The following is a 15,501-nucleotide window of genomic DNA, read 5'->3' on the forward strand; positions in this document are numbered from 1 at the left end:
TTGACTTGTTCCCTGACCTTCGGCACCCCGCCGCCTAGAAGAGTTCGGGAGAAGGTCGAAATGGCAGGCAGCCTGCAAGGCAAGGTGGCGCTCGTCACCGGGGCATCATCGGGAATCGGCGCGGCAATCGCCTTTGCACTGGCAGAGGCGGGAGCCACCGTGGCGCTCTCTGCGCGCCGGACGGATCGGCTCGCGGCGCTGGTCGCAAGGATCGAGGAAGCGGGCGGCAAGGCGCTCGCCATCGCCGGCGACATGGCGGTGGAGGATGATGCCCGCCGCGCGGTCGAGGATACCGTCGCCCAGCTTGGCCGCATCGACATCCTGATCAACTCTGCCGGGATCATGGATTCGGGCGGCATCGAGAACGCCAACCTGGATCGCTATCGCCAGACGATCGACATCAACCTGATGGGCACGGTCTACACCTGCGCCGCTGCGGTGCCCCACATGCTCAAACAGGGCGTTGGCGACATCATCAACATCTCCTCGCTCGCAGGCCGCAAGGGCGGGCCGATGACCAGCTCCTATTCGGCGAGCAAGCACGCGGTGAACGCCATGACCGACGGGCTGCGGCAGGAAGTTGGAAATCGCAACATCCGCGTGTCGATCTACATGCCCGGTGCGACGCGCTCCGAGGTGGCGGAGTCCATGCCTGATCCGACCTGGCGCGAAATGATCAAGTCGCACGTCAACAAGGACGGTGTGGTCGAGGCGGAGGAAGCGGCAGCAGTCGTGGTCTTCATGCTGTCGATGCCGCGCAACGTGAACATCTCGGAAATCACCGTCCGTCCGACAATCGACACGACGGCTTAAGGAAAGAAACGGAAATGGCAGACAGGCTGGCAGGCAAGTGCGTCATCATCACCGGCGCGGGTTCGGGCATGGGCAAGGCCATGGCGCACCGCTTCACGCAGGAAGGCGCGCAGGTGCTGCTCGCCGACGTGTCGGGCAAGCAGGACGAGGTTGCGGCGGCCATTGGCGCTTCGGCGAGCGCGATCCATTGCGACGTGTCCAATGAGGAGCAGGTTCAGGCGATGATTGCCGTGGCGGAAGAGCGTTTCGGCAAAATCGACGTTTTGTGCAACAACGCCGGCTTCGGCGGCGGCATGGCGCCGCTGCACAAGCAAAGCGCCGAGCATTGGGACCGGATTCATTCCGTCAACATCCGCGGCGTGTTCCTCGGCATGAAATACGGCATCACTTCGATGCTGAAGACCGGCGGCGGATCGATCGTGAATACCGGTTCTGCCTCGGGCGTGGTCGGATGGAAGCACCATTCAGTCTACGGTGCGGCCAAAGCCGGCGTTCATCACATGACCAAGATCGCCGCGCTCGACTATTCGGACAAGAATATCCGCGTGAACGCGATCGCGCCCGGGACCATGTGGACCGGGCTTGTCGCGGCCTCGGCCAGCCATGACACGCCGCCCGAGGGCTACCCGGTGCTTGCCGGCATTCCGATGAATCGCTGGGGCACGGCGATGGATATCGCCAATGCCGCACTCTACCTTGCCAGCGACGAGGCGGCCTTTGTCACGGGTGTGATCCTGCCGGTCGACGGCGGCTATTCCATCGGGTTTTCGGGCATGGGGGCCGAGCGACCCGGCGTGACCACGGCGGATCCCGAGGACCTCTGACCGACCGGGATTTGCATTTCGCTTGCAAGGGGCTAACCGGACGATCCTTATCAAGGGGGATACGCCGGCATGCAGAAGACCCGGACAACCGAGCGCAAGCGCAATCGCGGCTTTGAGGAGACGCACCAGTCGCTCATTGAGACGGCTGTCCGCATGCTGTCCGAAAAGGGAGTAGAGGCGCTTTCGGTCTCTGCCCTGGCGCGCGAGGCGGGGATCAACCGCACTACGGTCTATTACCATTTTCCCAGCCGCGAGGCGATGATCGAGGCGGTCAAGGAGTGGTCGAGTCTGCAACTGGCTCGGGGAATGGATGCCGGGTCTTCGCGCTTTGACCGGATGGCGGGGATCAACCGCTTTGTGCTCGCCAACCCGGAACTGATCAAACTGTGGATCGACGACTTCATCGCGCCGGGCGATATTCGTGATCGATATCCGCGTTGGGATGATCTGGTTACCGGCATGACGAAGCGCCTCGCTGCTTCCCATCCCGGCGAGGAGGTCGACGCCGAAGTCTATTCGGTGATGCTGCTCGCTTCGGCCATCATCGGGCCGCGCATACTGCAGAATTCCGTGGCACCCGATGCCGATCCGGCAGCGATCAGCGAACGTTTCATGGCAGAACATCGCCGGCAATTGCGCCGCGACGGGATTATCGAGTAAAATTACCACATATCTGTTGTAAAAAATGCAGCGCGTGTTAGCTTGGCGGAGAGAGGAAAGTTCAATGACCCTGCTTCCCCCAGCCTATGCGCAGTTGGAACCCTTTGCCGCGCAGTGGGCGCTGCCGACCACGGCTGAGCGCGCCGCTGCCCGGTCCACGTCTTCGGCGGAGCAACGTCAGGCGTTCTACGATGCCGTCAGCCCGCATGCTGCAGCGATTCTTGACGAACTCGACACGCGGCCGCTCGATGCCCTGTCTGATCAGGAAAAGCGCCTGCTCGATCTCGTTATGGCCTTTGGACACGTCGCGCTTGCAGTCGAGATCCAGGGGCCGGACGAGGCTCGCCACCGGGTCTGGCGTGATCGCATGGTCATTACCCGCGCCACGGCGGATATGCCGGCCTAGTTAGCGCGTTTCGACCGTCACCCCGCCAAAGGCCGTGGCCATGAACGGCCCAGCCAGTGTTTCGTGCGGGAAGCCCAGCGGCACGGCGCTCGCGGCGTCAAGCCGGGCGCGCTGCCCATTATCGAACCGCACATCGAGCGCGCCGAGGTTGTCCTCCAGCTGCGCCGGGGTCCGGCAGCCCAGCACAGGCGAGGTGACAACCGGATCGAGCATGGTCCAGGCCAGCGCGACTTGCGCCGGGGTGCAGCCAAATTCCTCGGCCACGGCAACGACCTCTGCGGCGATGGCTGAATTGCGATCGCTCAGCCTACCGGTCGCGACATTCATCGCTTCGCGCGTGCCGTCGCTCCCCGGCTTGGCATATTTGCCCGTCAGCACGCCGCCTCCCAGCGGTGACCACGGGCAGACGCCCATGCCCATTTCGCGCGCCATCGGGATCAGCTCGCGCTCCACCGTGCGTTCGATCAGGCTGTAGGAAATCTGAAGCGCACAGAACGGGCTCCAGCCGCGCAGATCGGCGACGGCCTGCATCCGGCTGGCCTGCCACGCCGGTACGTCCGACAGGCCGGCGTAAAGCACCTTGCCCGACCGGATCAGGTCGTCGAAGGCGCGCAGGATCTCGTCCACTGGGGTGCGATAATCCCACATGTGCAGGTAGAGCAGGTCGATCCAGTCGGTCTTCATCCGGCGCAGGCTGTCTTCCACCGCATGGACCATCGACTTGCGGTGATTGCCGGCATTGTTGGGATCGCCCGGCGCAGTGGTGAGCGAATACTTGGTCGAGATTACCAGCCGCCGCCGCCGCCCTGCCACAAGCTGGCCGAGCAGGTCTTCGGATCCTCCCATTCCGCCATAGAAATTGGCCGTGTCGATGAAGTTGCCGCCGCGGTCGATATAGAGATCGACCATCCGCGCCGCCTCTTCATCGCTGCTGCCCCAGCCCTCGGCGCGGAAGGTCATGGTGCCGAGGCTGAGCGGCGACACCCGCAGGCCGGATCGCCCGAGCAGGCGGTAGTGATCTAGGGACATGCGGGCTCTCCTTCGCGGCGGTTCGTGCCATGCTAGTCGCTTCCCAGCCAGCCCGCTTGACTATATCGGCAGGGCGTTCTGACCGCAGCTTGCCACTGTCCCCTCTCCGCTGCACCTTCGCCGCCAGACAGGGAGACGGTTCGATGGCGACATTCATGCTGGTCCACGGCGGCCACCACGGCGGCTGGTGCTACAAGAAGGTGGCGCGGCTGCTGCAGGCGAAGGGGCATATCGTCTACAACCCGTCGATGACCGGCATGGGCGAGCGTGAGCACTTGCGGTTTCCGGGCATGAACCTTGATACCCACGTCACCGACATCGTCCGCATTCTCGAAGTCGATGACCTGACCGACGTGATTCTCGTCGGCCATTCCTATGGCGGGATGATTATCACCGGGGTCGCGGACCGCGCCACCGAACGCGTGGGCCACCGCGTCTATCTTGATGCCGCATACCCGGTGAACGGCGAATCGCTACTGGTTCATGCCGGTGCCAACATCGCCCCGCTGGAGGCAACCATGCGCCTGATCGACGGCGTGGAACTCGTCGACTTCCCCGAGCACATGCCGCCGCACTTCTTCGGCATCACCGATCCTGAGGACGCCGAGTTCACCGCCGCGCGGCTCGGGCCGCAGCCGTGGGCCTGCTATACCCAGCCGCTGGTCCTGACCAACGAGGCGGCGATGCGCGCCATTCCGGAGAGCCATATCATCTGCTCCTCGACCACTGTGGGCCGCGATATGGACCTGCTGCGCGAACGGTCGCAGGGCCGGGTCTGGGATATCGACACCGGGCACGACCTGATGATCACCGAGCCGGAATGGACAGCGGCCCGGCTGGAGGATGTTGCCGCGACGATGGCCTGACGCGCACCGGCGATCAAATAGCTTGCAGGCTTGCGGGCAGCAGTTCGTCGGACGATCACGCGCGCGAAAATTCGAATGGGAGCGAGTTCATGAGCAAGCGGTACGAAGGCAAGGTCGTGGTGGTCACGGGCGCGGCGCAGGGCCTCGGACGGGCGCTGGCGCTCGGCTATGCCCGCGAAGGTGCAACGCTGGGGCTGGTCGACGTCAAGGCCGATGGACTGGCGGAAACGAAGGTCCTCGCCGAAGGGTTGGGTGCCACAGTGGAAACATTCGTGGGCGACCTTTCGCAGGAAGCGACTGTCGAGGCACTCGGCGCCGAAGTGCTCGCGCGGTTCCCGTTGATCGACGTGCTCTACAACAACGCCGGCGCTGCCTATGGCGAGGTGAACACGCCGATCGATCAGGTGTCGTGGGACAAGTTCCAGTTCTTCCTTGGCCTCAACACGCTGTCGCCGCTGTTCCTTGCCCGCGCGCTGCGGCCCGCGCTGAAGGCGGCCGCCAAGGTTCGGGGGTCCTGCGTGATCAACCAGAGCTCGATGGCATCATACCAGCCGGCCGTGGTTTACGGCGTCACCAAGTCGGCACTAAACCAGCTGACCTGGGGCATGGCACGCATGTTCGGTGCAGACGGCATCCGCGTCAATGCAGTCGCGCCGGGCCTGATGGAAACCGAAGCCAGCGCCAGTTCGCTCGGCGCAGAACGGCAGGAGGCGATCCGCGCGCTCCAGATGCTGCCGGGTGAGGGCTCGCCTGAAGACATCGTCAACCTGGGCCTGTTCCTGGGGTCCGACGATGCCCGCTTCATCACGGCAGAAGTCATGCACTGCGATGCCGGCCATCCGTTCCGCGCCTGGCGCCAGTAACCAGACTGGGAGCAATCGGCGTTAGCAAAGGCGGGCGTGGCCGTCCCGCCCCGGCACGCGATAGGCACTCGTACTTAGGCAGCGGCACTTAAGTCGTCGCAGAAAGCTTGCAAACCGACTGATATTACAATGCAGCCTAGTTAACGCTGTCCGGGTGGGGGGCAAGCTCGCGCAATGCACTGGAAAGGCCGTACCCGTGACTAAGCTCCCCCGCAATTTTCTGCCCCAGGCTCGTGGTTTGATGCGCTTGGCGAACTCGCGTTTGCCTGCGCGGGTGCCTTCCCTGAAGACGAGGCGGAGATGCTGCGGCGGTTTCATGGCTTGATCGATCACGCGCCTTCGGCCGCATTTGTTGATGGCTTGGCCGAGCCTGACCCCGTGCTGTTCGACACTTTGGTAAGCATGGGCACCGGAACCAGTGCCGCGCTTTCGTTGATTGGCGACGATGCCGGCTACATGCTTTCGCGCGGCGGGGATGGGAAATACCTGGCTTCAGTCATGCTCCCCGGGCGCTATGAAGAGGCGACCGCCGGAGCGGACACCGCGGCGCTGGCCATTGTCGGCGCGCTGGCGATCGCCTTGCATGATGTGCTTCCGATTCCTGCCGACTATTTCGACAACGCCAGCCAGACGCCGTTCCGGCTCAACTGAACCTCAGGCGTTACCCGTTTCGCTCGCCAACAGCGACGGATCAATCCCCTCGGCGCGCCAGGCGGCTTGCCAGCGGCCAGCGGCGCGGGTTTCCCAGATCACTTCGGGATGACAATCGGCGGCGTACCACCCGTGATGGCGCATCTCGTTGTCGAGCTGGCCCGGCCCCCAGCCGGCAAAGCCGAGCGCCATCAGCCACCGCTCCGGCCCGCGCCCTTCGGCAATGGCGCGGAGCAGGTCAAGCGAGGCCGAGACCATGCCGAGCGGTCCGGCATCGAGTGACGCCTCATCCTGCCAGTCGCGCGAATGGAGGATGAAGCCGCGCGATGGTTCTACCGGCCCGCCATCGTGAACCGGCGCATCGGGTGCCTTGCCGGGATCGATGTCCAGTTCCTCTAGGATTTCGTGCAGCCCCACGCCTTCGCGCAGGTGCCCCAGCCCAAGTCCGAAAGCACCACTCTCGTCATGGGTGATCATGGCGATAACCGAATGATCAAAGCGCGGGTCACCCATCCCGGGCATGGCGAGAAGCAGTCGGCCTGCAAGGAATTGCGATTCCGTCATTGGCACAGGCTACCCCAGCAGCGCGGCGGAGTGAACCTACCTTGAAAGCAGGCGGCAAATGGTTGCGGCAGGCCGAGCCGGGGGCGGCGACGGATCGTTTTCCTTGTGTTTTCCGGGATCATCGGCTAGGTGACAAGCATCAAGGGCGAACATTACGTAGGCACCCTTGGCTGAGAGACCATATGCGCTCCCGCTTACACGGTGGAGCCGCGACATGGATCTCAATCACCTTTATCATCAGCATCAGGTATCGACGATGCGCGCCGCTGCCGCGCCCAGTCGCCTCGCCCGTACGCAGCACCTTGCCGCCGCAGGCTCGTTCGCCAGCCGCATCCGCAACTACCAGATAGCGCTGGGTGCAGAAGCCTCGGCCGGCTGGCCTGCCGCCATGGCAACCGGGTGTGCCCAGACATGAGCCGCGCGATGAACCTCAAGCTGCCCGAAGCCACTGTGCGCAAGCGTTGCACCGAAGGCGGCGTGACGATCAGCGCGATCGAGCCGCTGCCCTCGGGCGGAACGCACCTTGTCTGCATGACCGGGACCGGCGCTGAAACCATGCGCGGCCTGCTGTCCGATCACCTGATCACGGGCATCGTCAAGCGCTTCCCCTTCTTCCGCGCCTGACTGAGAGGAATTTTCCATGGCCAAAGGTCAACAAAAGAAAACCAAGGAAACCCGCAAGGCCAAGAAGGAAGCGCCGCCCAAGCCCAATGCTTCCAAGCCTTCGCTCAAGGGCACGCCGGCAGTCGCCCCGCGCGTCTAGCCTCCGAGATTACTTTCGGCGCAGGAAATTGCCGCAATCCGGGATAATGTTCCGGATTCACGCAAGCGATCACCCAGCGGCGCGTCCTGTCTGATTTGCCAGTTCGGGTGGCCACTCGTGGTGCCCGGCAAGTTCGGTTGCTCGATCTGCGCCAGCAAATCCTCGATCGGGGCAATGGCGATCACGGCAGGGCTTTTGCCGATATGGGCAAGCGCGGCATGGACTGCCGGATCGGGATTGTCAGCCGCCGGGCGACCTTCTGACCCGATTGTCGACCACAACAGGCCCCGGTCCCAATCGCGGATATCCTCTGCCTTCTGGCGATCGACGCCTTCGGGCAGGCGGCCCAGTTCCTCAGCCCAGTCAAGGTCGCGGCCGCTCCACCAGCCGGCCACCGTGGGTGTATCGTGAGTGCCGGTCATGGCCACGCAATTTGCCGGATAGTCATGCGCGCCGATAAATCCGTGGTCTTCCGCCCGTTCGAACCACAACACCCGCATGCCCAGCATGTTGCGATGAGTGACTGCCGAGGTGAATCCCGGCGGAGCGGTGCCAAGGTCTTCGGCAATGATCATGGCCCCGGCCCGGTGGGCTTCGAGTGTCACCAGTCTGGCAAGGTCAAGGAACGGGTAGGTCAGGTAGGCGCCATCAGCGCATTCGCCGCCTTCCGGGATCAACCAAAGCCGCGCGAGGCCGAAGGCATGGTCAATCCGCAGGCCCCCTGCCGATCGCAGGGCCGATCGCAGCATGGCGATCCACGGGGCATAACCGGAACTGCGCAGGCCCTCGGGTGAAAAGCCGGTGATCGACCAGTTCTGGCCCAGCGGGCCAAGCGGATCAGGGGGCGCGCCGATGGTTAGGCCGGACAGCATCGCGCCGGGCATTGCCCAGCAATCGCTGCCATATGGCCGCACGCCAACGGCAAGGTCGGCAATCAGGCCGATCGACATGCCGGCCGCCTTTGCGCCGTCCTGAACCGCGCTCAATCCTTCGCTCGCGAGCCGCTGAGCATAGAGGTGGAAGGCAATCTCATCCGCGTGCTGCTCGGCAAAGCGCCTTGATGCCGCGCTGTCCGGACTGCGGAACCGCGCTGGCCAATCGCGCCAGTCGCGCGCGCCCTTGGCGCGGAAATGGCAGTAGAGCGCCTCGTGCAGGGCATGACGCGAAAGACCGGGATCGTCACGTCCGTCTGCTGCGGCGATCCGTGCCAGCTGCTCTGGGCTCAAGCCCGCGAAGCTCTCGCGCAAGGCGGCAAGGTGCTCTGGCATAGCGCTGGGCCAGTCGATCAGCGCTGCACCTTGGCTTGCTTTGAGGGGGCCAAGGCCAAGCAGCGCCGGATCGGCCATTGCCGTGTTAAGGAAGGTCCTGCTGGACGGCGAATAGGGGCTGAAATCATCGCCCACACCCGGAAACAGGGCATGGACCGGATTGATAGCCACGGCCTGACAGCCGACTTGTGCCAGCGACAGGACGACTTCCGAAAGCTCGCCAAGCCCGCCGAATGCGGTTTCGCGTGTACCGCGAAGGGACGGGATCTGGAGCGAGGTTCCCCACAGGCGCTTGCCTGTCGCTGCGGGAAGCGGGCAGGCGGCAGGGGCAACGGCCAGACTGCAGGTGCCGTCTGCCAGCACCAGATCATAATATCCCGGCAGCGCCACCGGCGAGAGCGCAGCATCGGTGATGGCGAGCCTCTGCGTGACACCCTGCTCGTCGGTCAGCTCTGCTGAGCTGGCGCTAGTGGACAGCGGCGTCTCCATGCCCACTTCGGTAACCACCAGCGGCGGCAGGCCTGTCCCGGCCTCCAATGTGCGCTTCAGGCTTGCCGCGCGCTTGCGCTGGGTGCCGGTTTCGTATCCCAAATGCTCGAGAATGCGTGCCAGAGCATCGCCAGCGACGATCTGATCGCGGCCTTCGACATCGCGCCACGAGCATTGCAGCCCTGCCGCTTCGGCCAGTCTGTGAATATCGTCGGATGCAGTCTGGACCATTGCCTCCAAGCTTCGGCGGCAGATGCGGCCATGGCAACCATGAAAATTGCCAAAATCGTGCGCTAACCTCCTGCCAAGGCAATTCAGGTGTTGCCCCGCCGCGATCAGCAGGCATACACAGTCATCTGGGGTGGATGGCTGAATCGGAACAGCTCGCGAACCGGGTCGGCGAACTCCGGACGCGCGGTGCCTTTGAGCACAGGGAGTTCGTGTTTCGTGCCGTCCAGAACCAATGCCAAGATCGAGCAACTCGAAGCCAAGATCCTCGATGTCCTGCGCCACCGCGTCGGCAAGGACGAGCGTGCCGCCAAGACGCACGACTGGTTCACCGCCGCAGTGCTGTCCCTGCGCGACGAGATCATCGACAAGTGGATGGAATCGACCCGGCGCACTTACGATGCCGGCGGCAAGCGCGTCTATTACCTGAGTCTGGAATTCCTGATCGGCCGCCTGCTGCGCGATGCGATCTCGAACCTGGGTCTTGGGCGCGAAATGGAGCAGGCGCTGCGCACCTACGGGCTCGAACTTTCGGCGCTTGAGGATCTGGAGCCTGATGCTGCACTCGGCAATGGCGGCCTCGGCCGGCTGGCGGCCTGCTTCATGGAAAGCCTCGCGAGCCTCGATATCCCGGCCTACGGCTATGGCATCCGCTATGTGAACGGCATGTTCCGCCAGCGCATCGACGATGGCTGGCAGGTCGAACTGCCCGAAACCTGGCTGGCGCATGGCAATCCGTGGGAATTCGAACGCCGCGAAAGTTGCTACCGCATCGGCTATGGCGGCGAAGTGATTGCCAAGGGTGACGGGGTGGAATGGCACCCTGCCGAAGCGGTCGAGGCAACTGCGGTTGACACTCCCGTGGTTGGTTGGCGCGGCAAGCGGGTGAACACGCTGCGGCTATGGACGGCGAGCGCACTCGATCCGATCAAGCTCGATGCCTTCAACGCCGGCGATCACATTGGCGCGCTGGCCGAGCAGATGCGTGCCGACAGCCTGGTGCGCGTGCTCTATCCGGCGGATTCGAGCGCAGCCGGGCAGGAACTGCGGCTGCGGCAGGAGTACTTCTTCACCTCAGCCTCGATCCAGGACATCATCCGCCGCCACGTGCAGTATCACGGCGACGTGCGGACCCTGCCTGACAAGGCGGCGATTCAGCTCAACGATACCCACCCGGCGGTCGCCGTGGCGGAGATCATGCGGCTGCTGGTCGATCACTATGCGCTGGAATTCGACGAGGCGCTCGACATCACGCGGCGCACGGTGGGCTATACCAACCACACTTTGCTGCCCGAAGCCCTGGAATCCTGGCCGCTGCCGCTGTTCGAGCGGCTGCTGCCGCGCCACATGCAGATCATTTACGCGATCAATTCGCGCGTGCTGCGCGAAGCCCGCAAGATCGGCATGGACGATGGCGAGATCGCGGCGATTTCGCTGATCGACGAAGGCGGGGACCGCCGCGTCCGCATGGCCAATCTCGCCTTTGCCGGAGCTCACAGCGTCAATGGCGTCGCGGGGCTGCACACCGACCTGATGAAGACCACGGTGTTCTCGTCGCTGCACAAGCTCTATCCGGGCAAGATCAACAACAAGACCAACGGCGTCACGCCGCGTCGCTGGTTGCAGCAGTGCAACCCCGCGCTGACCTCGACCTTGCGCGATGCCATCGGCGATGCCTTCCTTGACGATGCCGAGCAGCTCAGCGCGCTCAATGCCCTCGCCGGTGATGCAGCGCTGGGTGAGCGGATTGCCGAGGTCAAGCGCAGCAACAAGGTGGCGCTCGCAGCGCACCTCAAAGACCTGACCGGGGTGCGGCTGAACCCCGATGCCCTGTTCGACGTGCAGGTCAAGCGCATCCACGAATACAAGCGGCAGTTGCTCAACCTGGTCGAGACGGTCGCGCTCTACGACCAGATCCGCAGCCATCCGGAGCGCGACTGGGTGCCGCGCGTCAAGATCTTCGGCGGCAAGGCGGCGTCGAGCTATCACAACGCCAAGCTGATCATCAAATTGGCCAACGACATCGCGCGCCGGGTCAATTCCGATCCATCGGTCGGCGGGCTGCTCAAGGTGGTATTCGTGCCCAATTACAACGTCAGTCTGGCCGAACGGATCATCCCGGCGGCTGACTTGTCCGAACAGATCTCCACGGCCGGCATGGAGGCATCGGGCACCGGCAACATGAAGTTCGCGCTGAACGGTGCGCTCACCATCGGCACGCTCGACGGCGCCAATGTCGAGATCAAGGACCGCGTCGGCGACGAGAACATCATCATCTTCGGCCTGACCGCCGATGAAGTCGCGGAAAAGCGGGCCAATGGCTACAACCCCCGTGAAGTGATCGAGGGGTCTTACGAACTGCATCAGGCGGTCGAGGCGATCTCGTCGGGCGTGTTCTCGCCCGATGACAAGAACCGCTACAAGGGGCTGATGGACGGCCTCTATGAAAGCGACTGGTTCCTGCTGGCCGCCGATTTTGACAGCTATGCCGCCGCGCAGCGCGAAGTCGATCGGCGCTGGAACGACCAGAAAGGCTGGCGCAAGAGCGCCATGCACAATATCGCCAATGTCGGCTGGTTTTCGTCCGACCGCACCATCGCGGAATATGCGAAGGACATCTGGAAAGTCTGAGCCCTATGAGGCCGCCTGGAGAGGCTATTGCTGCACTGCTGGAAGGGACGCACGCCGACCCCTTCGCGCTGCTGGGCGTGCATGATGGACCGGGGGGCAGCTTCGCCCGCGCCGTGTTGCCGGGGGCTGAGCAGGCCGAGGCGCACAGCCTCGCCGGCAAGAAACTCGGCAAGCTGGTCTGCGTTGACCCGCGCGGCCTTTTCGAAGGCAAGGTCAAGGGTAAGCCGCAGCCGGTAAAGTACCGTTGCCAGAGCGGCGGGCACGTATGGTGGGTCAGCGATCCCTACAGCTTTGGCCCGGTGCTGGGGCCGACTGACGACTTCCTGATTGCCGAGGGCACCCATCTGCGCCTGTTCGACAAGCTTGGCGCGCACCTGATCGAACACCAAGGCGTGAGCGGCGTTCACTTCGCCGTCTGGGCACCCAATGCGCGTTTCGTCAGCGTGGTCGGCGATTTCAACGACTGGGACCACCGACGGCATCTGATGCGCAAGCGTCTGGACATCGGCGTGTGGGAAATCTTCGTCCCCGACATCGGCGAAGGCCGCGCCTACAAGTTCCGCATCGTCGGACCAGACGGGACGGTTCAGCCGCTGAAGGCTGACCCTTACGCCTTTGCTGCCGAACTGCGCCCGAAGACGGCCTCACTCACTGCGATGCCCGCAAAGCCTGACTGGGGCGATGCCGCGCACCGGGCGTACTGGGCGGCGGCCGATGCCCGGCGCGAGCCAATGTCAATCTACGAGGTCCATCCCGGATCATGGCAGCGCGACGAAAACGGCTGGTTCCAGTCGTGGGATGCGATGGCCGAGAAGCTTGTGCCTTATGTGGTCGACATGGGCTTTACCCATATCGAATTCCTGCCGGTGTCCGAGCATCCCTATGATCCCAGCTGGGGCTATCAGACCACCGGGCTCTACGCGCCCTCGGCCCGTTTCGGCGGCCCCGACGGCTTCGCCCGCTTCATCGACGGCGCGCACCGCGCCGGGATATCGGTGCTGATCGACTGGGTGCCGGCACACTTCCCCGTCGATGAACACGGCCTCGCCCATTTCGATGGCACCGCGCTATATGAACACGAAGACCCGCGCCTTGGTTTCCATCCCGACTGGAACACCGCGATCTACAATTTCGGGCGGCGCGAGGTGCGCAGCTTCCTCGTCAACAACGCGCTGTTCTGGGCCGAGCACTATCATGTCGATGGCCTGCGCGTTGATGCGGTCGCCTCGATGCTGTACCGCGATTACAGCCGCAAAGCCGACGAATGGATACCCAACGAACAGGGCGGGCGCGAAAACTGGGAAGCGGTCGAATTCCTGCGCGCGATGAACAAGGCGGTCTATGCCAGCCACCCGGGGATCGTGACGATTGCCGAGGAATCGACGTCCTGGCCGGGAGTTTCCAAGCCGGTCCATGAAGACGGACTTGGTTTCGGCTTCAAGTGGAACATGGGCTTCATGCACGACACGCTGCAGTACATGGCGCGTGATCCGGTCCACCGCAAACACCACCATGCCGAGATCACTTTCGGGCTTGTCTATGCTTTCAGCGAGAACTTCGTCCTGCCGCTAAGCCATGATGAGGTGGTCCACGGCAAGGGCTCGCTGCTGGGCAAGATGAGCGGCGACGATTGGCAGAAGTTCGCCAATCTGCGCGCTTACTACGGCCTGATGTGGGGCTATCCAGGCAAGAAGCTGCTGTTCATGGGACAGGAATTTGCCCAGCGACGCGAATGGAGCGAAGAGCGCGCGCTCGACTGGGAACTGCTCGGCGCCCCTGCCCATGTTGGCGTGCAGCGGCTGGTGCGTGACCTCAACCGGCTTCACCGCGAAAAGCCCGCCCTTCACGCGCGCGATTGCGAGCCCGAAGGTTTCGACTGGCTGGTCGTCGATGATGCCAGTGCCTCGGTCTTTGCCTGGCTGCGCAAGGCGCCCGGCGCGCCGCCGATCGCGGTGGTCAGCAATATGACCCCGACGCTGCACGGACACTACCGCCTGCCGCTGCCGCACGGCGGCACCTGGCGCGAAGTGTTTAACAGTGACGCACAGGATTACGGCGGCAGCGGACAGGGCAATCAGGGCGCGGTTTTTGCCGAGCACGGCGCGGCCCATGTCGTCCTGCCACCGCTGGCGACCGTCATGTTCGAATATCAGGGTTAAGACCAAAAAAGGGGAAGGATGCCATGGCGAAGAGGATTCAGGCACCGCTGGCGCGCGATGCGATGGCCTATGTGCTGGCAGGCGGGCGCGGCAGCCGTCTGCTCGAATTGACCGACCGCCGGGCCAAGCCGGCCGTCTATTTCGGCGGCATGTCGCGGATTGTCGACTTTGCCCTGTCGAACGCGATCAATTCGGGCATCCGCCGCATCGGTGTCGCCACGCAGTACAAGGCGCACTCGCTGATCCGGCATATGAACCGTGCGTGGAATTTCATGCGGCCCGAACGCAACGAGAGCTTTGACATTCTCCCCGCCTCGCAGCGCATTTCCGAGCAGATGTGGTACGAAGGCACGGCCGATGCGGTGTACCAGAACATCGATATCATCCAGTCCAATGCGCCCAAGTACATGGTGATCCTGGCGGGCGACCACATCTACAAGATGGACTACGAATTGATGCTGCAACAGCACGTCAATTCGGGCGCTGACGTCACCGTAGGATGCCTCGTCGTACCGCGCATGGAGGCCACAGGCTTTGGCGTCATGGCGGTCGACAAGAACGCGACGATCACCGAATTCGTCGAAAAACCCGCCGATCCCCCAGGCATCCCCGGCGATCCTGATCACGCGCTGGCATCGATGGGAATCTACGTTTTCGAAACCGAGTTCCTGTTCGAACAGCTGCGCCGCGATGCCGCTACGCCCGGATCGAAGCGCGATTTCGGCGGCGACATCATCCCGTACATCGTCAAGCACGGCAAGGCGGTGGCGCACCGCTTCACCGACAGCTGCATCAGAGCGGCCGAGCAGATCGAGGAATACTGGCGCGACGTGGGCACGCTCGATGCCTATTTCGAAGCCAACCTCGATCTCACCGATACCGTCCCCAAGCTCAATATGTATGACCGCGACTGGCCGATCTGGACCGACCAGATCATCGCCGCCCCCGCCAAATTCGTCCATGACGAGGATGGCCGGCGCGGCCATGCGATCTCCTCGCTGATCAGCCAGGACTGTATCGTTTCGGGCGCAGTTGCGACGCGCAGCCTGCTGTTCACCGGGGTCAAGATGGGCAGCTTCTCCAGCGTCAACGAAGGCGTGATCCTGCCCTATTGCAACATCGGCCGCGGTGCCCGGCTGACCCGCGTGATCATCGATTCAGGCGTGCGCATTCCCGAAGGTATGGTCGTCGGCGAGGATCCCGAGGTCGATGCCAAGCGGTTCCGCCGCAGTGAGAACGGGGTCTGCCTGATTACCCGCGACATGATCGAAAGGCTCAAGGCCTGAC

General features: G+C 63.6%; 16 protein-coding genes. 13 read left to right on the forward strand and 3 right to left on the reverse strand.

The window, feature by feature from the left end:
• Positions 1 to 60 precede the first annotated feature (60 nt).
• The 4 genes from WG900_RS15700 (at position 61) to WG900_RS15715 (ending at position 2,703) form a co-directional block, all read left to right on the forward strand.
• Positions 61 to 813, forward strand: a complete 753-nt coding sequence (locus WG900_RS15700) for an SDR family oxidoreductase (RefSeq protein ID WP_339968527.1) — start codon at positions 61 to 63, stop codon at positions 811 to 813.
• Between the two features lie 14 nt (positions 814 to 827).
• Positions 828 to 1,637, forward strand: coding sequence for an SDR family NAD(P)-dependent oxidoreductase (locus WG900_RS15705; RefSeq protein WP_339968530.1), 810 nt, complete (start codon positions 828 to 830; stop codon positions 1,635 to 1,637).
• Positions 1,638 to 1,706: 69 nt separating this feature from the next.
• The gene (locus WG900_RS15710; RefSeq protein WP_339968533.1) at positions 1,707 to 2,297 is read left to right on the forward strand and encodes a TetR/AcrR family transcriptional regulator; all 591 of its coding nucleotides are present in this window, start codon (positions 1,707 to 1,709) and stop codon (positions 2,295 to 2,297) included.
• A 64-nt stretch (positions 2,298 to 2,361) separates the two neighbouring features.
• On the forward strand, positions 2,362 to 2,703 hold the full coding sequence (locus WG900_RS15715; protein ID WP_339968535.1) for a hypothetical protein: 342 nt from the start codon (positions 2,362 to 2,364) through the stop codon (positions 2,701 to 2,703).
• Here the strand turns inward: WG900_RS15715 and WG900_RS15720 are convergent, their stop codons facing one another.
• Complete coding sequence (locus tag WG900_RS15720) at positions 2,704 to 3,732, reverse strand: aldo/keto reductase (RefSeq protein WP_339968538.1); 1,029 nt, start codon at positions 3,730 to 3,732, stop codon at positions 2,704 to 2,706.
• A gap of 143 nt (positions 3,733 to 3,875) precedes the next feature.
• On the opposite strand from WG900_RS15720, the gene WG900_RS15725 reads away from it, so the two are divergent.
• The 3 genes from WG900_RS15725 (at position 3,876) to WG900_RS15735 (ending at position 6,112) form a co-directional block, all read left to right on the forward strand.
• Positions 3,876 to 4,598 carry an alpha/beta fold hydrolase gene (locus WG900_RS15725; RefSeq protein WP_339968541.1) on the forward strand — a complete coding sequence of 241 codons (723 nt, stop codon included), beginning with the start codon at positions 3,876 to 3,878 and terminating at the stop codon, positions 4,596 to 4,598.
• A gap of 89 nt (positions 4,599 to 4,687) precedes the next feature.
• Entirely contained in the window at positions 4,688 to 5,461 is a 774-nt protein-coding gene (locus tag WG900_RS15730) for an SDR family NAD(P)-dependent oxidoreductase (RefSeq protein ID WP_339968544.1), read from the forward strand.
• 300 nt (positions 5,462 to 5,761) lie between these two features.
• Complete coding sequence (locus tag WG900_RS15735) at positions 5,762 to 6,112, forward strand: hypothetical protein (protein ID WP_339968546.1); 351 nt, start codon at positions 5,762 to 5,764, stop codon at positions 6,110 to 6,112.
• A gap of 3 nt (positions 6,113 to 6,115) precedes the next feature.
• On the opposite strand, the gene WG900_RS15740 is transcribed toward WG900_RS15735, so the two are convergent.
• Positions 6,116 to 6,676 carry a YqgE/AlgH family protein gene (locus WG900_RS15740; protein ID WP_339968549.1) on the reverse strand — a complete coding sequence of 187 codons (561 nt, stop codon included), beginning with the start codon at positions 6,674 to 6,676 and terminating at the stop codon, positions 6,116 to 6,118.
• Between the two features lie 214 nt (positions 6,677 to 6,890).
• Between WG900_RS15740 and WG900_RS15745 the strand changes: the two genes are divergently transcribed.
• Genes WG900_RS15745 through WG900_RS15755 form a run of 3 tightly spaced genes read left to right on the forward strand, consistent with a single transcriptional unit; the run spans position 6,891 to position 7,439 of the window.
• Positions 6,891 to 7,091 (forward strand): hypothetical protein, encoded by a 201-nt coding sequence (locus WG900_RS15745; protein ID WP_339968551.1) that lies wholly within the window; start codon positions 6,891 to 6,893, stop codon positions 7,089 to 7,091.
• Positions 7,088 to 7,300 (forward strand): hypothetical protein, encoded by a 213-nt coding sequence (locus tag WG900_RS15750; protein ID WP_310531004.1) that lies wholly within the window; start codon positions 7,088 to 7,090, stop codon positions 7,298 to 7,300. Before WG900_RS15745 ends, WG900_RS15750 begins: the two co-directional genes overlap by 4 nt.
• 16 nt (positions 7,301 to 7,316) lie before the next feature.
• Entirely contained in the window at positions 7,317 to 7,439 is a 123-nt protein-coding gene (locus WG900_RS15755) for a hypothetical protein (protein WP_310531003.1), read from the forward strand.
• On the opposite strand, the gene malQ is transcribed toward WG900_RS15755, so the two are convergent.
• Positions 7,436 to 9,427, reverse strand: coding sequence for a 4-alpha-glucanotransferase (gene malQ / locus WG900_RS15760; RefSeq protein ID WP_339968556.1), 1,992 nt, complete (start codon positions 9,425 to 9,427; stop codon positions 7,436 to 7,438). The genes WG900_RS15755 and malQ overlap by 4 nt on opposite strands.
• Before the next feature lie 216 nt (positions 9,428 to 9,643).
• Between malQ and WG900_RS15765 the strand changes: the two genes are divergently transcribed.
• Genes WG900_RS15765 through glgC form a run of 3 tightly spaced genes read left to right on the forward strand, consistent with a single transcriptional unit; the run spans position 9,644 to position 15,500 of the window.
• Positions 9,644 to 12,055 (forward strand): glycogen/starch/alpha-glucan phosphorylase, encoded by a 2,412-nt coding sequence (locus WG900_RS15765; protein WP_339968559.1) that lies wholly within the window; start codon positions 9,644 to 9,646, stop codon positions 12,053 to 12,055.
• A 5-nt stretch (positions 12,056 to 12,060) separates the two neighbouring features.
• Positions 12,061 to 14,214, forward strand: coding sequence for a 1,4-alpha-glucan branching protein GlgB (gene glgB, locus WG900_RS15770; protein ID WP_339968562.1), 2,154 nt, complete (start codon positions 12,061 to 12,063; stop codon positions 14,212 to 14,214).
• A 23-nt stretch (positions 14,215 to 14,237) separates the two neighbouring features.
• Positions 14,238 to 15,500: a glucose-1-phosphate adenylyltransferase gene (gene glgC / locus WG900_RS15775; RefSeq protein ID WP_339968564.1), complete on the forward strand. Its 1,263-nt coding sequence runs from the start codon at positions 14,238 to 14,240 to the stop codon at positions 15,498 to 15,500.
• Position 15,501 lies beyond the last annotated feature (1 nt).

Source organism: Novosphingobium aquae (genome assembly GCF_037572715.1).
GTDB classification, from domain to species: domain Bacteria; phylum Pseudomonadota; class Alphaproteobacteria; order Sphingomonadales; family Sphingomonadaceae; genus Novosphingobium; species Novosphingobium aquae.

Coding starts and splice junctions, on each gene's coding strand:
- WG900_RS15750 (WP_310531004.1), top strand. CDS start 7,088: ATGAGCCGCGCGATGAACCTCAAGCTGCCCGAAGCCACTGTGCGCAAG.
- WG900_RS15745 (WP_339968551.1), top strand. CDS start 6,891: ATGGATCTCAATCACCTTTATCATCAGCATCAGGTATCGACGATGCGC.
- WG900_RS15740 (WP_339968549.1), bottom strand. CDS start 6,676: ATGACGGAATCGCAATTCCTTGCAGGCCGACTGCTTCTCGCCATGCCC.
- WG900_RS15720 (WP_339968538.1), bottom strand. CDS start 3,732: ATGTCCCTAGATCACTACCGCCTGCTCGGGCGATCCGGCCTGCGGGTG.
- WG900_RS15705 (WP_339968530.1), top strand. CDS start 828: ATGGCAGACAGGCTGGCAGGCAAGTGCGTCATCATCACCGGCGCGGGT.
- WG900_RS15755 (WP_310531003.1), top strand. CDS start 7,317: ATGGCCAAAGGTCAACAAAAGAAAACCAAGGAAACCCGCAAGGCCAAG.
- WG900_RS15710 (WP_339968533.1), top strand. CDS start 1,707: ATGCAGAAGACCCGGACAACCGAGCGCAAGCGCAATCGCGGCTTTGAG.
- glgB (WP_339968562.1), top strand. CDS start 12,061: ATGAGGCCGCCTGGAGAGGCTATTGCTGCACTGCTGGAAGGGACGCAC.
- WG900_RS15735 (WP_339968546.1), top strand. CDS start 5,762: ATGCTGCGGCGGTTTCATGGCTTGATCGATCACGCGCCTTCGGCCGCA.
- WG900_RS15730 (WP_339968544.1), top strand. CDS start 4,688: ATGAGCAAGCGGTACGAAGGCAAGGTCGTGGTGGTCACGGGCGCGGCG.
- glgC (WP_339968564.1), top strand. CDS start 14,238: ATGGCGAAGAGGATTCAGGCACCGCTGGCGCGCGATGCGATGGCCTAT.
- WG900_RS15725 (WP_339968541.1), top strand. CDS start 3,876: ATGGCGACATTCATGCTGGTCCACGGCGGCCACCACGGCGGCTGGTGC.
- WG900_RS15715 (WP_339968535.1), top strand. CDS start 2,362: ATGACCCTGCTTCCCCCAGCCTATGCGCAGTTGGAACCCTTTGCCGCG.
- malQ (WP_339968556.1), bottom strand. CDS start 9,427: ATGGTCCAGACTGCATCCGACGATATTCACAGACTGGCCGAAGCGGCA.
- WG900_RS15700 (WP_339968527.1), top strand. CDS start 61: ATGGCAGGCAGCCTGCAAGGCAAGGTGGCGCTCGTCACCGGGGCATCA.